The 16827-nt window shown below is 76.3% G+C and carries 12 protein-coding genes and 1 pseudogene; 9 read left to right on the forward strand and 4 right to left on the reverse strand.

Annotated elements, in window-relative coordinates; all coding sequences use genetic code 11:
• The first annotated feature begins 141 nt into the window (after window positions 1–141).
• Both RZ84_RS24340 and RZ84_RS24345 read left to right on the forward strand, forming a co-directional pair.
• The gene (locus RZ84_RS24340) at window positions 142–1104 is read left to right on the forward strand and encodes a zinc-binding dehydrogenase (RefSeq protein WP_043266072.1); all 963 of its coding nucleotides are present in this window, start codon (window positions 142–144) and stop codon (window positions 1102–1104) included.
• A 32-nt stretch (window positions 1105–1136) separates the two neighbouring features.
• Window positions 1137–1742, forward strand: coding sequence for a HutD/Ves family protein (locus RZ84_RS24345; RefSeq protein ID WP_043266073.1), 606 nt, complete (start codon window positions 1137–1139; stop codon window positions 1740–1742).
• Here the strand turns inward: RZ84_RS24345 and RZ84_RS24350 are convergent.
• The 4 genes from RZ84_RS24350 to RZ84_RS24365 all read right to left on the reverse strand — a co-directional run bounded on the left by RZ84_RS24350 (window position 1714) and on the right by RZ84_RS24365 (window position 5225).
• Window positions 1714–2463: an antibiotic biosynthesis monooxygenase gene (locus RZ84_RS24350; protein WP_043266074.1), complete on the reverse strand. Its 750-nt coding sequence runs from the start codon at window positions 2461–2463 to the stop codon at window positions 1714–1716. The genes RZ84_RS24345 and RZ84_RS24350 overlap by 29 nt on opposite strands.
• 187 nt (window positions 2464–2650) lie before the next feature.
• A complete protein-coding gene (locus RZ84_RS24355) occupies window positions 2651–3793 on the reverse strand; it encodes a PadR family transcriptional regulator (protein WP_043266075.1) in 1143 nt (380 codons plus the stop codon).
• Between the two features lie 2 nt (window positions 3794–3795).
• Complete coding sequence (locus RZ84_RS24360) at window positions 3796–4746, reverse strand: DUF4097 family beta strand repeat-containing protein (RefSeq protein WP_043266076.1); 951 nt, start codon at window positions 4744–4746, stop codon at window positions 3796–3798.
• Window positions 4747–5045: 299 nt separating this feature from the next.
• Window positions 5046–5225: a DUF6104 family protein gene (locus RZ84_RS24365; RefSeq protein ID WP_030811338.1), complete on the reverse strand. Its 180-nt coding sequence runs from the start codon at window positions 5223–5225 to the stop codon at window positions 5046–5048.
• Window positions 5226–5376: 151 nt separating this feature from the next.
• On the opposite strand from RZ84_RS24365, the gene RZ84_RS24370 reads away from it, so the two are divergent.
• The 7 genes and pseudogenes from RZ84_RS24370 to fxsT all read left to right on the forward strand — a co-directional run.
• Complete coding sequence (locus RZ84_RS24370; protein WP_052230143.1) at window positions 5377–5775, forward strand: CU044_2847 family protein; 399 nt, start codon at window positions 5377–5379, stop codon at window positions 5773–5775.
• Entirely contained in the window at window positions 5775–7907 is a 2133-nt protein-coding gene (locus RZ84_RS24375) for a VMAP-C domain-containing protein (protein WP_043266077.1), read from the forward strand. The genes RZ84_RS24370 and RZ84_RS24375 overlap by 1 nt, the downstream gene beginning before the upstream one ends.
• A gap of 407 nt (window positions 7908–8314) precedes the next feature.
• Window positions 8315–9376, forward strand: coding sequence for an AAA family ATPase (locus tag RZ84_RS24380; protein WP_043266078.1), 1062 nt, complete (start codon window positions 8315–8317; stop codon window positions 9374–9376).
• Between the two features lie 11 nt (window positions 9377–9387).
• A complete protein-coding gene (locus RZ84_RS24385) occupies window positions 9388–13017 on the forward strand; it encodes an SAV_2336 N-terminal domain-related protein (RefSeq protein WP_241777840.1) in 3630 nt (1209 codons plus the stop codon).
• Between the two features lie 93 nt (window positions 13018–13110).
• The gene (locus RZ84_RS24390) at window positions 13111–13314 is read left to right on the forward strand and encodes a YxD-tail cyclophane-containing RiPP peptide (RefSeq protein WP_043266079.1); all 204 of its coding nucleotides are present in this window, start codon (window positions 13111–13113) and stop codon (window positions 13312–13314) included.
• A gap of 242 nt (window positions 13315–13556) precedes the next feature.
• Window positions 13557–14759, forward strand: coding sequence for an FxsB family cyclophane-forming radical SAM/SPASM peptide maturase (locus RZ84_RS24395; RefSeq protein ID WP_198540046.1), 1203 nt, complete (start codon window positions 13557–13559; stop codon window positions 14757–14759).
• A 126-nt stretch (window positions 14760–14885) separates the two neighbouring features.
• A pseudogene (gene fxsT, locus RZ84_RS41685) lies at window positions 14886–16827 on the forward strand (FxSxx-COOH system tetratricopeptide repeat protein); the annotation flags it as partial.

The following is a 16827-nucleotide window of genomic DNA, read 5'->3' on the forward strand; positions in this document are numbered from 1 at the left end:
GGCCCGGCCCGTCGCCGTACGGCCGCCGTTGACCGCGACGCCGCGATGCGGGCCCGCCACTTGCCGCGGCCCGGCCGTACGCGGTGCGTGTCACACCCGTACGCGCTGTTGCGGCGCGCGGACGCGGCCTACGTTGGGATCATGTTTGCTGCCTACGCCGCCCGCATCGACCGCGACCAGCCCCTGAACGGCCTGGAATTGGGGGAGCGCCCGGCCCCCGAGTCCCGCCCCGGCTGGACGACCGTCAACGTCAAGGCCGCCTCCCTCAACCACCACGACCTGTGGACGCTGCGCGGCGTCGGGATCACCGAGGACGCGCTCCCGATGATCCTCGGCTGCGACGCCGCCGGAGTCGACCAGGACGGCAACGAGGTCGTCCTGCACTCCGTCATCGGGCAGACCGGCCACGGCGTCGGCCCCGCCGAGAAGCCCTCCATCCTCACCGAGCGGTACCAGGGCAGCTTCGCCGAGCAGGTCACCGTCCCCACCTGGAACGTCCTCCCCAAGCCGGCGGAGCTCTCCTTCGAGGAGGCCGCCTGCCTGCCCACCGCCTGGCTGACCGCGTACCGGATGCTGTTCACCAACGCGGGCGTACGGCCCGGGGACACCGTGCTCGTCCAGGGCGCGGGCGGCGGTGTGGCGACCGCCGCCATCGTGCTCGGCGCCGCCGCCGGCCTGCGGGTCTTCGCCACCAGCCGGGACGAGGCCAAGCGCAAGCGGGCCGTGGAGCTGGGCGCCGAGGCGGCGTTCGCGACCGGCGAGCGGCTGCCGCGGCGGGTGGACGCGGTCATCGAGACGGTCGGCGCCGCGACCTGGTCCCACTCCGTCAAGTCGCTCCGGCCCGGCGGCACTCTGGTGATCTCGGGCGCCACCAGCGGCTTCACCCCCAAGAGCGGCGAGCTCAACCGGATCTTCTTCCTGGAGCTGAAGATCGTCGGCTCCACGATGGGCAGCAAGGAGGAGCTGGCCGGCCTGCTCGGCTTCTGCGCCGCCAAGGGCATCCGCCCGGTCATCGACTCCACCCTGCCGCTGGACCGGGCGCGCGAGGGCTTCGCGAAGATGGCGGAGGGCGAGCTGTTCGGGAAGATCGTGCTGACGGTGTGACGCAACGTCATATCAGGGGAGGGGGCGGGGACGTGCGGATCCTGCCGGCGGCCGGGCGGGCGGCGGTGCCGTGGAGCAACGGCGGCGGGCTCACCCGCGAGATCGCGGCCCACCCGCCGGGCGCGGGCTGGGAGGCCTTCGCCTGGCGGGTGAGCCTGGCCGACGTCACCCGGGACGGCCCGTACTCCCCGCTGCCCGGCGTCCGGCGGATCCTCACCGTCGTCGACGGCGCCGGGCTGGAGCTGACCGTGGACGGCGCCGTGCACCGACTGCCGGGCCGCCTCCGCCCGTTCGCCTTCCCCGGTGCCGCCGCCACCGGTTCCCGGCTGCTCGGCGGCCCGGTCGTCAACCTGAACGTGATGTGCCGGGAGGGACGGGCGACGGCGGCCGTCACGGTGGTGCGCGGGACCCGGGAGGTGGCGCCGGGACCGCGCACCACCGCGGTGCTGGTCGCGGTGGCGGGCGACACCTGGCTCGGCGCCATGGCGGGGGAGCCGGGCGTGCGGCTGGGGCGGTACGACGCCGCGGTGTGGGACGGGCAGGCGGACGCGACGGCGCCGGTGGCGGTGCGAACGGACGGCGCCGCGGCGCTGATCGAGCTGTCCGTCGTCAACGGGGCCGCGGCGACGGGACGTTGACCACCGTTCCGTGCGGCCGGTAGAGGGGGACGGCGGGCGGCGCCTGCCGGGTGTCCGCCGCCGGGCCGTCCACGGGGACGGCCAGTACCGGCGTGACGCCGGGCAGGGCGCCGATCGCCGCCCGCAGCCGGTCCGCGGCGCCCGTGGTGCCCGTGGCGGTGAACTCCCGCCAGGCGTCGGCGTCCGCCCACTCCGCGATGGTGAGCACCCGGTCGCCGCCCCGGGCGAGATGGAGATGGGCGCCGAGCAGCCCCGGGACCCGCGCGCGGTCCAGTATGCCGACGACGGTGTCGGCGAGGGCCCGCTGGGCGTCCGGGCCGGTGGTGGCGAAGGCCGGGGTGGTCAGGAAGGCGGGCCGGGGCGCGGCGGGTTCCTCGGGGACGTGGCTGCGGTAGTGGCGGTAGCGGATCAGGCCGGGGCGGCGGATACCCGGGAGGGCCTGGTCGATCCGGTCGACGCCCGCCTGGCGCCGGGTGCGCGCCCACTCCCGGTGGGCCGCGTCGTCCGTCCACTGGGCGTAGTTGAGGACATGGCTGCCGTCGGTGCTCAGGAAGGCGCTCAGCGCCAGCATCGCGTCCGGGCGCCGCTGCCGCTCCCAGCCGGCGAGCACCGCGTCCGCCGCCGGGCGCTGGGAGCCGGCGTCCGGTACGAGCCAGGGGCTGATGAGAACGATGGCGGCGTCGGGGCGCCGGAAGTCGGGGACGTCGGTGACGGGCGGCATGGTGGGGGCTCCGTGGTGATCCGGGGATGTCGTACGGGAGCCTGATGCCTCAAGTGCGGTTGAGGTCAAGGGGGATGGGGCGGGGGAGGGGGAGGGGAGTGGCGAGGGACGACGGGGCGCAGGCCGCCGGGGGGGGCGGTGCGCGGGCAGCCCGCATGCCGCCCGCGTACCGCCCGCCCCGGCGGTCCTAGTCGTCGCCGTGCGGGTCCGAGGACGGGTATTCGGGGTGGCGCAGCAGGGCGCCGATGTGTGCGGCGGCGGTCGACAGCCGGCGGCGGGATTCCCGCAGTTGCTCGGCCGTGACGCCGTGGTCGCGGGCCGCGTCCCGCAGGTCGTCGCGGAAGCGGTCCAGCAGCCGGTCGAAGTCGCGGGCCGGATCGCCGCTGCCCGGCTCGGCCGCCCACGCCGGGGCGGGCGGGGCCTCGGCGCCCGCGGGCTCTCCGGTCGCCCCCGGGGGCTCCCCGGCCGCCCCCGGGGGCTCCTTGGACAGGTCCGGCCGCTCGACCGTGATCCGGACCTCGTCCGCCGCGGGCCCGGTGTGCGCGCCGGTCCCTCCGGGGCCGGACGGTGCGCCCGTGTAGCGCCCGACCTCGCGGGACACCTCGGACAGCGCCTCGCGCACCGCGCCCGACCAGTCGCCCGAGCGCACCGCCCCCTGGGTGCTGTCCTGCACGCGCTTGATGACCCGCTGGATCTCCTCGCGCGCGAACACCTGGGCGTCCCTGGCCTGTTTGCGGGCCCGCTGGGCGTCCTGCCGGGCGCGCCGGCTCTCCTCCTTGGCGCGCCGGGCCTGCTCCTTCCACTCCTCCTTGGCCCGCCGGAACTCCTCCTTCGCCTGCCGCCAGGAGTCCTTGTCGCCGAACGCGCCGTCGAAGTAGTCGGAGGCTTCCGGGAACGGCCGCTCGCCCGCGCCCCGGGTACCCCGTCGCCCGCCGTCGCCCTTCCTGGCCTGCCGGGCGGCCTCCCGGATCTCCCGGCGCAGATCGCGCGCCGAGCCGCTGACGTCCTCCCGGATGTCCGAGGCGAGCGCCGCGACCGACTCCCGGATCTCCAGCTCCAGATCGGCCAACTCGCCTCCCCGGTCGGCGAGTTCGGCGCGGCCGGCACCGGTGATCGAGTAGACCTTGCGGCCTCCCTCGGTCGTGTGCGTCACCAGGCCCTCGGCCTCCAGCTTGGCCAGCCGGGGGTAGACCGTGCCGGCGGAGGGGGCGTACAGCCCCTGGAAACGCTCCTCCAGGAGGCGGATGATCTCGTAGCCGTGCCGCGGGGCCTCGTCCAGCAGCTTGAGGAGGTAGAGCCGGAGGCGGCCATGGGCGAAGACGGGGGGCATGCTCAGAGCACCTTCTTCCCTGCGGAGGGGGTGGACGAGGCGGACGGTGCGGGGCCGCCGTCCGGGGCGGGGGCCGGGCCGCCGTTCGGGCCGGGGGCCGGGCCGCCGCCGGGCGCGCCGCCGCCCTCCGGCTCCTCGAAGGCGGGGCGGCGCAGCAGGGAGAGCGCCCCGGAGACGGTGGTGGCCTTGAGGCGGCCGGTGCCGGCGCCCAGCGAGCCGGTGATCTTCTTGGCGCCCCACTGGCCGCTGACCCGCAGATCGTCGAAGGCGTTGGCGACCGCGCCGCTCGCGGTGTTGGCCTCCACCCGGGCGTCGGCCGGGTCGGGCAGCCGGATGGCGATCTCCCCGGAGACCGTCGTCAGACTGACGTCGGTGACGGCCGCCGGATCCAGGTCGATGACCATGTCGCCGCTGACGGAGTCGGCGCGCACCGTGCCGCCGGTCCCGTCGATCACCGTCAGGTCCCCCGAGACCGAGTTGAACCGGAGGTCGCCGGTCAGGCTCTGGGCCACGACGTTGCCGGTGACCGTCTCGGCCTTCACCGGGCCGGACAGGCCGACGAGGGTGCCCTCGCCGTTGACGCCGCGCAGCTCCGTGCGCCCCGAGACGCCGGAGACGACCGCGGCGGCGCCGACCACGGCGACCTCGACGCGGGTGGCGGCCGGCACGGCGACCGAGACCACCGCGTCGCGGCGCCACCCCTTGCGGTCGAGGTACTTCAGGAACCCCTTGAGGGGCAGGTCCTCGTATCCGATGGAGAGGGTGCCGTCCTGGCAGGACACCATCACCGGTGGGCCGTCCAGCTCGCTGATCTCCAGGCGGGCCGGGCCGCCGTCGCAGGTGCCGACGACGTTGACGGTGCCGCCGGCCAGCCGCACCTCCAGCGTGCTGACGGGCTCCTCGATCTCCAGCTTGCGGGGTGCGGAGACCGACCACTCGCTCCGGGCTGACATCCCTGACCTCCCCTGGGTAGGCGGGCAACACAACATATCGCGTCTTCGCTAGACACGATATATCGCAGCCCGCGGGAGTCAAGCGGGTCCGCCCCTGACGTCGCCCCTGTTCGCCTCCGTTTTCCCCCTAGGGGCCGCCCGGCGGGCCGGTCCGGGCCGGCCCGGAACTCGCGACAGGGGTCCCGTACGCGATATGGGGCTCGTATGCGATACGGGGCCCGCGCGCGAGTGGCGCGACAGCCCCGGCGGTGGCGCCCGGCCGCCGCTCGGGGCGGCGGGGCGGCGGGGCGGCCCGCGTCTTACTCGTCGTCCTCGTCGTCGAGCCGGGCCAGCCATGTGGCCAGGCGCTCCACCGGCACCTCGAAGTCCGGGTTGAGGTCGACGAACGTCCGCAGCTGGTCGGCCACCCAGCCGAGGGTGACCTCCTCCTCGCCGCGCCGGTTCTCCAGCTCCTCGATGCCGCGGTCAGTGAAATACACGTGCTCTCCACCAGGGGTCATGGGACATTCCGGCCAGGATAGGCAGGCCCACGGACCTCTCGCGCCACAGGCGCCCGGGAGCTAGCCTGATCGCCTGTCAACGGGGCTGCGGCAATGGGGAATTGCCGCTCAGGGGGAGCGGGAGGCCGTGATGCACGATCGTGCGCAGCGCATCGAGCTGCCGGACGGCACGGAGGTCTGGGCGCGGGTGTCCCGGCTGCACGCCGCCGGGCTCGACGGGCCGGACGGCGCCGGCTGGGACGGGGAGGACGGGGAGTTCGAGGACGTCGGGGCCTGGGATGCGCTCGGCGCCCGGGTCGAGGGCCTGCGCGAGGTGATCGGCGGGGTCGCGGCCAGCGTCCGGGAGGCCGCCGAGCAGGTCGCCCCGCACGAGACCAGCGTGACCTTCGGCGTCGAGGTGTCGGCCAGGCCGGGCAAGGCCGTCGCGCTGCTCGCCGACGGCGAGGCGAAGGCCAATCTGTCCGTGACGCTGACCTGGCGGCGGGAGGACGGCGGCGGGGAGGGCGGCGGCAGGGACGCGGGCCGCTGATGGCGGCCTCCGAAGGCGCAGCCGCCGGCCGCGGCGACCGCGCGGCCTACGCGCGGCTCCTGGAGCACGCCGGACGCACCACCGTCGGCCTGCGGGCCGCCCCGGGCGCGCCCGACGGGCGGCTGTGGGGCAGCGGTGTGCTGATCGCCCCCGGATGGGTACTGACCTGCGCGCATGTGCTCGCCGCCAGCGACGGGCGGCGCCGTGAGACGGGCCCGGACGGGGGCTTCGGGGTCGCGTTCGGCGGCCGGGGGGCGGCGGCGCGGCTGGTCTACGCCCTGGGCCGCCCCGCCCCGGCCGCCGGGCCCGCGGCCCGCGCCGACCTCGCGCTGGTCCGGCTGCTCGACCCGGACCCCGAGCACCCCTGCGCCTGGCTCAGCGACCAGCCGGCGACGCTCCTGGAGGACGCGTACATCTTCCGGGGGCACGACGAGCCGGCGGCGGGCGGCGGCGAGCGCGGCATACGCGAGCGGCGGCGCGGCGACGGCGGGGCGGCGGCCGGTCCGGGGGTGGCCGGACCGGCCGGGGCGTCCGTGGACCCGTTCATCGCCGTCCGGTTCGGCGCCCGGGACGCCCGGGGCCTCCAGTTCGGGAGCGATGTGCGGGTCACGCCCGGCGCGTCCGGGGGGCCGCTGATCGACTGCGACCGCGGCGAGGTGGTCGGCATCGTCAAGGGGCGCCACCAGCAGGACCACGTCGGCCTCGCGGTGCCGGTCACCGCGCTGCGCGCGCTGGGGCCGGAGCACCTGGTAGCGGGCGCGGCCGGTGCCGGGCTGGGCCCCGAGCCCTACCACGCGCTGCTGAGCGCGCACGACCGCTGGCACTGGGCCGGGCAGGACCTCGGCCGCGGCGGCGCGCCGACCTGGTTCGACGCCCAGCACGCGATCATGGCGGGGCGCGGCCGGCTGTGGGGCGTGCCGGAGCGGCTCCAGGCGCTCGATCTGCTGGCCCGGCTGCCGGCGCCGCGCGACCCGCTGGTGGTGGAGTCGGCGGTCGCCGAGGTGCTGGAGCGGGGCGCGGGGCCGGTGGCGTGGTCGCTGCGGACGTGGCGGGACGGCCACGGCGCGCTCTACCAGGGCAGCGATCCGTACACCGAGCTGCGCGCCTTCGTGCACTACCTGCGGATTGTGGCCCAGGTGACCGACGACGAGGTGCGCGAGGAGCCCGGCGAGGCAGCCGCCGCGGTCCGCGAAGACGCCGCCAGGCTCGCGGAGTTCGTCCAGGCCAAGGCGGTGGTGCTGCTGCCGCAGGACCGCCGCAGGATCGGCCCGGTCCGCCGCCGGCCGCGCTCCGTCCTGGTGGAGTTCGAGCCGCTGTTCTACGACGAGGGCGGTCCGGAACTGTTCAACTGGTCGGTCAGCGAGGGCTACGGCCGGGGGCAGTGGCTGCGGGTGGACGTCCAGGAAGCGGCCGGCGGGGTACCGTTCGCGCAGGCCAGGGACCAGGTGCTGGACCGGCTCGGGGCCCGGCTGCTGCGCGCCGACGGCGACGCCGGGCCGGGCGCCCGGGTGCGTCTGGAGGTCGCCGTCCCCGAGGGCTACTGGCACACCCCCGCCGGCCAGTGGGAGGTCGCCGCCTCGACCCGGCGGACCGCCCGGCGGCGGCCGGTGGGTCCGGGGCGCGCGGTGGTGCTGCGCGACCAGGGCCGGCGCGAGCAGGTCGACCCGGCCTGGCTGCGCCGCTGGCAGGGCATCGCCGCGGCGCCCGAACTGCACGCCCTGCGGATCCCGCCGCCCGACGGCGCCGGGGGCGCGGCGGAAACGGTCTGGCGACTGCTGGAGACCGCGGACGACGGCGCGCTGCCGGCGCTGTGCCACACCGTCGCCGACGGGGCCGGGCGGGACGCGGTGGGCGTCGCCCTGGACACCGGCTTCCCGGCCGGGCTGTGGTCGGCGGGCGGCCACGGCGAGCGGGAGTGCGACGCCGGGTGCGAGGAATTCCACCGGGGCGTACGGGAGTTGCTCCAGGGGCCGGGCGGGCTGGCCCGGCTTCCGGAGCTGGTCCGGGAGCTGCGCGCCAAGGCCGCCGAGGAGGACACGCACTGGGCCCGCGACCTGGTGCTCCTCTACGACGACCCGGAGGACCCGATTCCGCAGCTCTTCGCGGACCGGCCGCAGGCGGCGCCCGAATGAGCGGGCCGGCGGGCGATCCGGCGGGCGGCCCGCCCGGGGGAGGCCGCATGCGCCCGCGCCGCCCGGGACGGTCCGGTGCGCCCCTGAACCCCCGTACCGCTCCGCATGCGCCCGCGCCCGCTCCCGGGACGGCCGCCCTCCGTGCCCCAAGTGGCGCCCCCGGCAAGGGAGATGGCGCCCCGCCGTGTCGGTTCCCGAGACCGGAAACCGCCGCGCGCGCTTCCGTACGGATCGGAACTGTCATAGCGTCATGGGAAGTGATTCCGAGTGTTTCCGAGAGCTCGTGAGAGTGCGTGGCGGTCGCGGGGGTGTGACGGAAGGCCGGGGGCGCGAGCCGCCGCCTCCCGGACCGTCCTCCACGGCCATCGCTCCTGTCCGATGCCCGGCCGGCGACGAGGAGTTCCGACGTGAGCGACTGGCTCATCTACCGTGGCGCGGGGGCCCCGCACGACGGAATTGAGCACCTTCCGCCGCCGCCCCCGTGGCGCGATTTCGACGGTGGCCCCCTGGTGCCGCCACCCGCCGCCCTGGACCCCGCCTCCGAGCGGCGGCTCGGGGTGCAGCGCCGCGAAGCCAGCCACCACCGGCCCGGCGAGACCGAGCGCGAGCTGGTCAACGCGGCGCTCTATCTGCGCCGTCCGCTGCTGGTGACCGGCGCGCCGGGCAGCGGCAAGAGCACCCTGGCCCACTCGGTCGCCTATGAGCTGGGCCTCGGCCGGGTGCTCGGCTGGCCGGTCGTCAGCCGCAGCACGCTGCGCGACGGGCTGTACGCCTACGACGCCATCGGCCGCCTCCAGGACCTCCAGATAGCCCGCGCCGCCCCGCCGCGCCCGGCCCCGGACGGCGCCGCCGAGGATTCCGCCGACCCCGACGACGAGCCCGGCGGCGGCATCGGCCGCTATATCCGCCTCGGCCCGCTGGGCACCGCCCTGCTGCCCGCCGCACGGCCCCGGGTGCTGCTGGTCGACGAGCTGGACAAGAGCGACATCGACCTGCCCAACGACCTCCTGAACGTGCTGGAGGAAGGGGAGTTCCGGATTCCGGAGCTGGAGCGGCTGGCCGGATCCGCCCCCGAGGTGCGGGTGCTCAGCGACGACGGCACCCGGGTGACGGTGCGCGACGGCCGGGTGCGCTGCCGGGCCTTCCCGTTCATCGTGCTGACCAGCAACGGCGAACGGGACTTCCCGGCACCGCTGTTGCGCCGCTGCATCCACCTGCACATCCCGGCGCCCGACAAGGAGCGGCTGGCCGCCATGGTGCGGGCCCACTTCGGCGACGGCGCGGCCGAGCGCCACGAGGCCGTGATCGACCGCTTCCTGGACCGCGAGCCGGGCGATGTCCGCGCCGTCGACCAGCTGTTCAACGCCATCCACCTCACCCAGAAGGCCGGCTGGACGGACCAGGACGAGGAGGAGACCCGGCGGCGCCTGACGGCCGAGCTCATGCGCCCGCTCGACCGGACGAGGTGAGAGCGGTGCCCATGGGGGTGCCGGAACGCCGCACTCCGCCGGCCGGTGACGGCGCCGGCGACGGTGCCGGAGTGTCCGGCCCGTTCCCCGCCGGACCGCGGGGAGAGCGGGCGCGGTCCGACCCGCCGTCCGTTCCCGGTGGCGGTACGGCGGGATCCGGCCACGATCACCTCGGCGAGCTGCTCGCCCGGCTGACCGCCGCCGGGGTGCCCGCCGACGCCCGCGGGATGGCCGACGCCCTCTGGCTCGCCCAGTGGATCACCCCGGACGAGGCGCCGGACGCCGGCCCGCAGGACGCCGCGGACCCGGACGCCGCGGCCCGCACCACCGGGCGTACGGATCCGGCCACTTTCCGCGTCGGGCCGCCCGCGCCGACGGGGCACCCGCACCCGGCCGTCGGCCCGGTACCGGGCGGCACGGAGCCGTCCGCACCCCCGGGGGGCACCCGGCGCCGGGTGGCCGAACTGCTCGCCGCGCCGGACCCGGCAGCGGCTGCCGCACCGCTCGGCCAGTGGGCGCGGACCGCCGACCCGGACCGGCTGCGGCTCGGCGAGATCGCGGTGCCGATCGCCTCCGCCTTCCCCGGACTGCTGCCGCTCCAGCGGGCGTTGCGCCCCGTCCAGCGCTACCACCCGCCGGTCACCCCGGCCCGTCGGGAGCTGGACGAGCCCGCCACCGCCGAGCTCTCCGCGCGCGCCGAGGCGGTCATCCCGGTGCTGCGCGGGGTGCGCCGGCGGGCGGCCGGGCTGCGGCTCCTGATGGACGGCTCGGCCTCCATGGCGGTGTGGGAGCAGATGCTGCACGATCTGCGCCAGGTCTGCGAACAGGTCGGCGCCTTCCGAGATGTGACGGTCCATTACCTCCACCCGCACGGCCGGGACGTCGGCGTCGCCGCCGCGCCCGGCCCCGGCCGCCCGCTGCGCCCCGCCGACCAGCTCCACGACCCCACGGGCCACCACCTCACCCTCGTCGTCAGCGACTGCGCCGGACCGCTCTGGCGGGACGGGCGGATGCAGCGGCTGCTCTACCGCTGGGCGGCCGACGCCCCGCTCGCCGTCGTCCAGCCGCTGCCCCAGCGGATGTGGGCGCGCACCTTCCTGCCCGCCGCGGCCGGCACCCTGGTCCGCCACCAGGGCCCCTATCGCGCCCTCGGCTTCCGGCCCGCGCGGCGCCGCCGCCGGCCCGCCGCGCCCCCGGGCACGGCTCCCGGCGCGGCCCGCGAGCGCGCGGTTCCGGTGCTGTCCGCGACGCCCTCCGCGCTCGGCTCCTGGGCCCGGCTCGCCGCCGCCGACGCCGGGCTCTCGCTGCGCGGCGCCGCCGCGGTCGTCCGCGCCGACCACGGCACGGAGTTCCCGGCCGGCGCCGCGGGCGGCCCCGAGCGCGTCGAACCGGCCCGTATGGTGCGGGAGTTCGAGCGGCAGGCGTCGCCCGCCGCGCGGCTGCTCGCCGTCCATCTGTCCGCGGTGCCGCTGGCGCTGCCGGTCATCCAGCTCGTCCAGCGCGCGATGCTGCCGCAGACCGGACCGGCCGAGCTGGCGGAGGTACTGCTCAGCGGGCTGCTGACCCGGCTCCCCGCGGACGCCGGCGGGCCGGCCGGGCAGGAGGACGGGGACGGCGGCCCGTGGTTCGACTTCCTGCCCGGGGTGCGGGACGAACTGCTGGGCCGGCTGAGCGCGGGCGAGGCGGCACTGGTCCTCAAGCACTGCTCGCTCTACATCGAGCGCACCTTCGGCCGCACCGCCCGGAATTTCCCGGCCGTCGCGGTCGCCATGCTCTCCGGCAGCGGGCGCGAGCCGGAGACCGGCCGGCGCGCCGTCCCCGAGCCGTTCGCCCGGGTCTCCGAGCGGGTGCTGCGCCGCTTCGAACCGGCGCTGCGCCCGCCGGACCGGCGGCCGTACGCCCCCGGCGGCCCGGCCGCCGAGGGTGCCGCGCTCCTGGAGCGCTACGAGCAGGACCGGGCGGTCCGCGACCTGATCGAAGCGGTCCGGCTGCTGCGCGCGGCGGTCCGCCAACTGCCCCTGGCGGGCACCGATCTGGCCCGCGCCCTGCTGCACGCCTGGGCGACCTGGGGGCAGCCGGACGCCCTGGACGAGGCCGAACGGGCGGTCCGGGCCGCCATGGGGGCCTCCCCTGCCGGAACCGGGTCGAGAGCTTGGGGAACGGCCACGGCCGGGGACGACGGCGCGGCGCCTCCCGATGACGCGGTACCCGGCACCGCCACCGCCGGCCGGGACGCCGAGCGCACCCGTGCGCTGATCGTGCTCGGCCGGGTCGGCCACGCCCGCGCCCAGGAGCGCCGCGCGGCCGGCGCACCGGACGGGGAGCGGGCCGCCCTGGTGGACGCCGCCGGCCGGCTGCACGCCGCGTGCGGCCTGATGAGCCTGCTCGACCCGCGGGTCCTGGAGAGCATGGTGCTGCGCACCGGCATCCTGCGCCGGCTGGCCGAACTGCCCGTCTCCGCACCGGAGTCGGACTCCCCGCCTCCCGGCTCCGGCACCGTTGCGCAACTGCCGCCCGTCCCGCACGCCGCGCGCGAGCCGTTCGACCCGCTCGGCGAGGCGGAACGCTCCCTCACCACCCTCCTCGACCGGTGGCCCAGCGGCGAACCGGTCCCCGGCGAGATCTACGCCGCCCGCGGCTCGGTCCTCCTCGACCAGGCCCGCCGCGCCGCCGCAGGCCCCGCGGGGACCCACCCCGCGCACGCCCTCGCGGTACGCGCCGCGGACGACCTGGACACCGCCACCGTCCTGCTGCGCCGCCGCGGCAGCGCCGCCGACCGGCTGGTGTGCGAGACGCTGCTGGACCTGGCGGCGGCCCGCCGGCTGGCCGGCGGCACCGACGCGACGGCCGTGCTCGGCACCCTCGAACGCGCCCGCGCGATGGCCCACGAGCTCGGCGACCCCGCCCTGGAGGCCGCCGCGCTGCGCCGTACCGCCGCCGCCCGGCGCGCCGTCCACGCCCGCACCGGCGACCCGGACAGCCTCGACGCCGCCATCGCCGCGCTCGCCGACGCCCTCCGGCTGACCGCCCGGGACTCCGCCGAACACAGCGCGCTGCTCGCCGAACGGGGCGCCGCGCTGCTGCTGCGGGCCCGTCTGGAGCCGGCCGCCGAGCCCGGCAGGCGGCTTGCCAACGAGGCGGTGCACGTGCTGCGTGAGGCGCTGGCCCGGACCGCGCCGCAGGCCCCCGAACTCGGCGCCCGCCGGCTGCTGTTCGGCCGGGCGCTGCGGCTGCGCCACGAACGCCAGCCCTCGCTCGCCGACCTCCACGAGGCCGACTGGATACTGGAGCTGGCCGCCCGCGGCGCCGGGGTGCCGGACCGGGTCGCCGCCGAGGCATGGCTCGAAGTCGGCGACGTCCAGCTGCTGCTGGACCGCCGGTTCGACTCCCGCGAACGGCACGACCGGGCCGCCGCCTGCTACCGGCGCGCCGCCGTCGCGGCCCGCGCCGCCGAGGACGCGGTCCTCGCCGCCCGCGCCCACCACCGCCGGGCCGAGGTGCTGGAGGACACCGCGGGCCCGCGTTCCGCGCTGCGCGCCTACCGGGAGAGCTGGGAGCAGTGGCAGCGCGCGGGCGAGGAATCCGGCCCCGAGGCGCAGCGCACCCGCGCCCGTATGCGCGCCCTCGAATCCCCCGCCTGAGCGCCGTTCCCGCCCGGCCGCCCGCCCCGGAACGTGTTTCTGCGGACAGGAGTTCGGGAAAACCCCCGTCCAGCCGGCCCAGAGGAGAGCAGCGTGGCGACCAACCCCCGCACCGAACCGTCCGCGGCCGGCCCGCCCGCGCCGTCGGCCGAGCCGCTGCCGGAATTCGCCGGGGTGGACGTGGCCGGACTGGCCGAGTGCGCGGGGCATCCGGTGCTCCGGGAGGTGGCGGGGCTGCTGGTGCGCAACTGGCCCTCGGCGCAGGACGCGGTGGCGTATTACGAGGACGGTGCGTGAGCCGCGGGACGTACTGCGAAATGCGGCATACGGGGGCGGCGAAAAGCGGTGAGAGGCGGCGGGCGGCGGAGGGGAAGGCCGGCGGTCGTCCCCGGTGGTTTTTGGGCAACGGGGCAAGGAAACCGGCCAGTTGCCGGAGGAATCCGGTTGTCCGGTCCGTGGCCGAGCCAAGTAGCAGGGAACGGACGGGCGTTGGCGATTACGTGGCGCGCCGACGTCGGGCGAGGGCAGGGGGCGATGCCGTGGCGGGGGAGACGAACTGCCGGACCGCTGCCGTGCCGTTCCGGCAGTTCGTCCTGAAGGTCCACAGTCGCTGCAACCTCGCCTGCACGTACTGCTACATCTACGCCGGCCCGGACCACAGCTGGCGCGCCCGCCCGCGGACCGCGGCGCCCGCCACCGTCCGGCAGACCGCCCTGCGCATCGGCGAACACGCCCGCACCCACCGGCTGCCCGCCGTCCGCGTCGACCTGCACGGCGGCGAACCGCTGCTCACCGGCCCCGGCCCGCTCCTCGACCGGGCCGCCGCCGTCCGCGCCGCACTGCCCGCCGGCTGCACCGCCGACTTCTGCGTCCAGACCAACGGCACCCTGCTGACCCCCGAGACGCTCGGCACGCTCGCCGCCGCCGGCTTCCGCCTCGGCCTCAGCCTCGACGGCGGCACGCCCGGACTGAACCGCCGCCGCCTCGACCACACCGGCCGCCCCTCCTGGCCCGCCGCGGTCCGCGCCGCCCGCCTGCTGCGCGACCGCCCCGAGGTCTTCGCCGGAATCCTGTGCACCATCGACATCGCATCCGACCCCGCCGAGGTCTACGGCTCGCTGCGCGCCCTCGACCCCCCGATGCTCGACTTCCTGCTGCCGCACGCCAACTGGTCCAGCCCTCCCCCAGCTACCGCTGGGAGGGGCCCCCAGCCCGCCCCCCTCGGCCCGGCCGGCCGCACCCCGTACGGCGACTGGCTGTGCGCCGTCTTCGACCTGTGGTGGGACGGCGACCCCCGGCGGGAACCACAGCCCCGGGTCCGGGTGTTCACCGAGATCCTGGGCCTCCTGCTGGGCCGCCCCGGCTCCAGCGAGGCGGTCGGCCTCTCCCCGGTCGTCGCCCTCGTCGTCGACACCGACGGCGCCATCGAGCAGGTGGACTCGCTCAAATCCGCCTACGAGGGCGCCGCCGCCACCGGCCTGGACGTCTTCCGGAACAGCTTCGACGAGGCGCTGGCCCACCCCGGCATGGCGGCCCGGCAGCGCGGCCGGGACGGGCTCGCCGCGCAGTGCCGCCACTGCGCCCTGATGGAGGTGTGCGGCGGCGGCAACTACGCGCACCGCTATCGCGCGGGCGCCACCGGATTCGGCAATCCGTCCGTGTACTGCGCCGATCTGGAGCGTCTGATACGCCATGTCGCCGCCCGTCTCGACACCGCCGTTCGCCGCTCAACTGACCTGTGACAGACATGACCTGACGCACTGTCGTCAAATGCCCGGACTCTTGGGCTATGGTGCGAAAGCACCAGGGCGTGTCCGACGAACTCAGCCTCCGTACGCGCGCACCACGCAACTCAGGGAGACGGTCGCATGGCCGATCAGCACACCTCCTCCGGCTCCTCCGGATCCGTTCGTCCGGCCGGCCCCAAAGAGCACATCACCATCAGCTACGCGGGCTTCGCCCGCCCGTGGGCCGCGTGGATCTCCCACCAGCTGGAGCGGCAGGGCCACGGCACGACGCTGCTGCGCTGGGACCCACAGGTGGACACCGCGCTGGCGGCGGAGCTGTCCGGGCTGCTGGAGGCCGAAGGCCGGCTGCTGATGGTGCTGGACGACTGGTACTTCCGGCTCGGCCCCAAGACCCACGAGGAGTGGACCGCCGCGCTGCGCGAGGTGGTGCCGCCGCACGCCGACCGGTTCGCCGCGGTGAGCGTGGCGACCCAGAGCCTGCCCGCCACCGCCGCCCTGCTGCGCCCCGCCGACCTGCGCGACCTGGACGCCCGCGAGGCCGGTCGCCGGGTGCTGCACCGGCTGGGCATCGGCGCACCCCGCCGGACCCCGGACGAGCCCGCCCCCGGCGAGCCCCGCTTCCCCAACAACCCGCCCGAGGTCTGGAACATCCCGCGCCGCAACAACCAGTTCACCGGCCGCGACCACGTCCTCGAAGAGCTGCACGGCAAGCTGGCCGGCTCGCACGCGGTATCCGGCCCGCCGCTGGAGACCCGGATCGCGCTGTACGGCACCTCCGGCGTCGGCAAGAGCCAGATCGCCGCCGAGTACGCCCACCGCTTCGGCAACGACTACGACGTGGTCTGGTGGATCAGCGCCACCAACCGCGGCGCCGCCCGCGAGCAGCTCGCCGAACTCGCCAACCGGCTCGGCCTCCCCGTGGGCCGGGAGTTGGGCGACCGCATCCGGGCCGTCCACGAGGCGCTCCGCACCGGCCGCCCCTACCGCCGCTGGCTGCTGGTCTTCGACAGCGCCGACGACATGGAGCAGATCGAGGACCTGATCCCGGACGGCCGCGGCCACGTCCTGATCACCACCCTCACCCGCGACTGGTCGGGCTCCGGCAGCGCCCAGGAGATCGAGGTGCTGCCCTTCACCCGCGTCGAGAGCGTCGCCTACGCCCGGCGGCGCGCCCCGCGGCTGACACCACTCGAAGCCGATCTGCTCTCCGACGCCGTCCAGGACCTGCCGCTGCTGCTCGCCCAGACCGCCGCCTGGCTCGACGCCAACCCGATGGCCCCCAAGGAGTACATCGAGCTGATCCGCCGCGGCGAGCCCTCCCTCGTCGGCATCCGGATCTCCTCCGACTACCCGATGGCCTTCCAGACCAGCTGGGCCATAACGCTCAACACGCTGCGCGAGCGCAGCCCCGCGGCGGTCGAACTCCTCAAGCTGTTCGCGTTCTTCGCCCCGGACGCCATCCCCGTGCCGATGCTCGCCAACGCCCGCCGCGGCGATCTGCCGGAACACCTCGCGGACCTGGCCGCCGAGCCCATCATCTGGAACACCGCACTGCGCCGGCTGACCGAGTCCACCGCGGTACGCCTCGACTACCAGGTCTCCCAGGACTCCGACCCGGCCGTCGAGACCGCGCAGATGCACCGGCTCTACCACCGGTTCCTGCGCAGCGACATGACCGACGACGAGCGCGACCTGATGGCGCAGACCGCCTGCCGGGTGCTGGTCACCGCCGATCCGCAGAACCCGTCCGACACCCGCTGCTGGGAGCGCTACGCCGAACTCATCCCGCACCTGGAGCCGGCCGGCGTCCTCGACAGCCCCGACCCGGCCGTCCAGCAACTGCTGCTCAACTGCGTCGAGTACATGCGGGTCCGCGGTGAGTACCGGGTCGGCCTGCGGCTGTGCGAGCAGTTCACGTCCCGCTGGCGCAGCCGCCTGGAACCCACCCAGCGCACCCTGCTCGTCCTCACCCACCAGCACGCCAACATGCTGCGCAGGCTGGGCCGTTACCGCGAGGCCGAGGCGGTCGGCAGCGCCGTCGCCGACCGGCTCCCCGCCGCGG

It is taken from the genome of Streptomyces sp. CT34 (genome assembly GCF_000805335.1).
GTDB lineage: Bacteria > Actinomycetota > Actinomycetes > Streptomycetales > Streptomycetaceae > Streptomyces.

Bases quoted from the DNA above. Each gene is read 5' to 3' on its own strand.
- RZ84_RS24375 (WP_043266077.1), top strand. From the start codon at position 5,775: ATGGCGGCCTCCGAAGGCGCAGCCGCCGGCCGCGGCGACCGCGCGGCC.
- RZ84_RS24385 (WP_241777840.1), top strand. From the start codon at position 9,388: ATGGGGGTGCCGGAACGCCGCACTCCGCCGGCCGGTGACGGCGCCGGC.
- RZ84_RS24355 (WP_043266075.1), bottom strand. From the start codon at position 3,793: ATGCCCCCCGTCTTCGCCCATGGCCGCCTCCGGCTCTACCTCCTCAAG.
- RZ84_RS24340 (WP_043266072.1), top strand. From the start codon at position 142: ATGTTTGCTGCCTACGCCGCCCGCATCGACCGCGACCAGCCCCTGAAC.
- RZ84_RS24370 (WP_052230143.1), top strand. From the start codon at position 5,377: ATGCACGATCGTGCGCAGCGCATCGAGCTGCCGGACGGCACGGAGGTC.
- RZ84_RS24360 (WP_043266076.1), bottom strand. From the start codon at position 4,746: ATGTCAGCCCGGAGCGAGTGGTCGGTCTCCGCACCCCGCAAGCTGGAG.
- RZ84_RS24350 (WP_043266074.1), bottom strand. From the start codon at position 2,463: ATGCCGCCCGTCACCGACGTCCCCGACTTCCGGCGCCCCGACGCCGCC.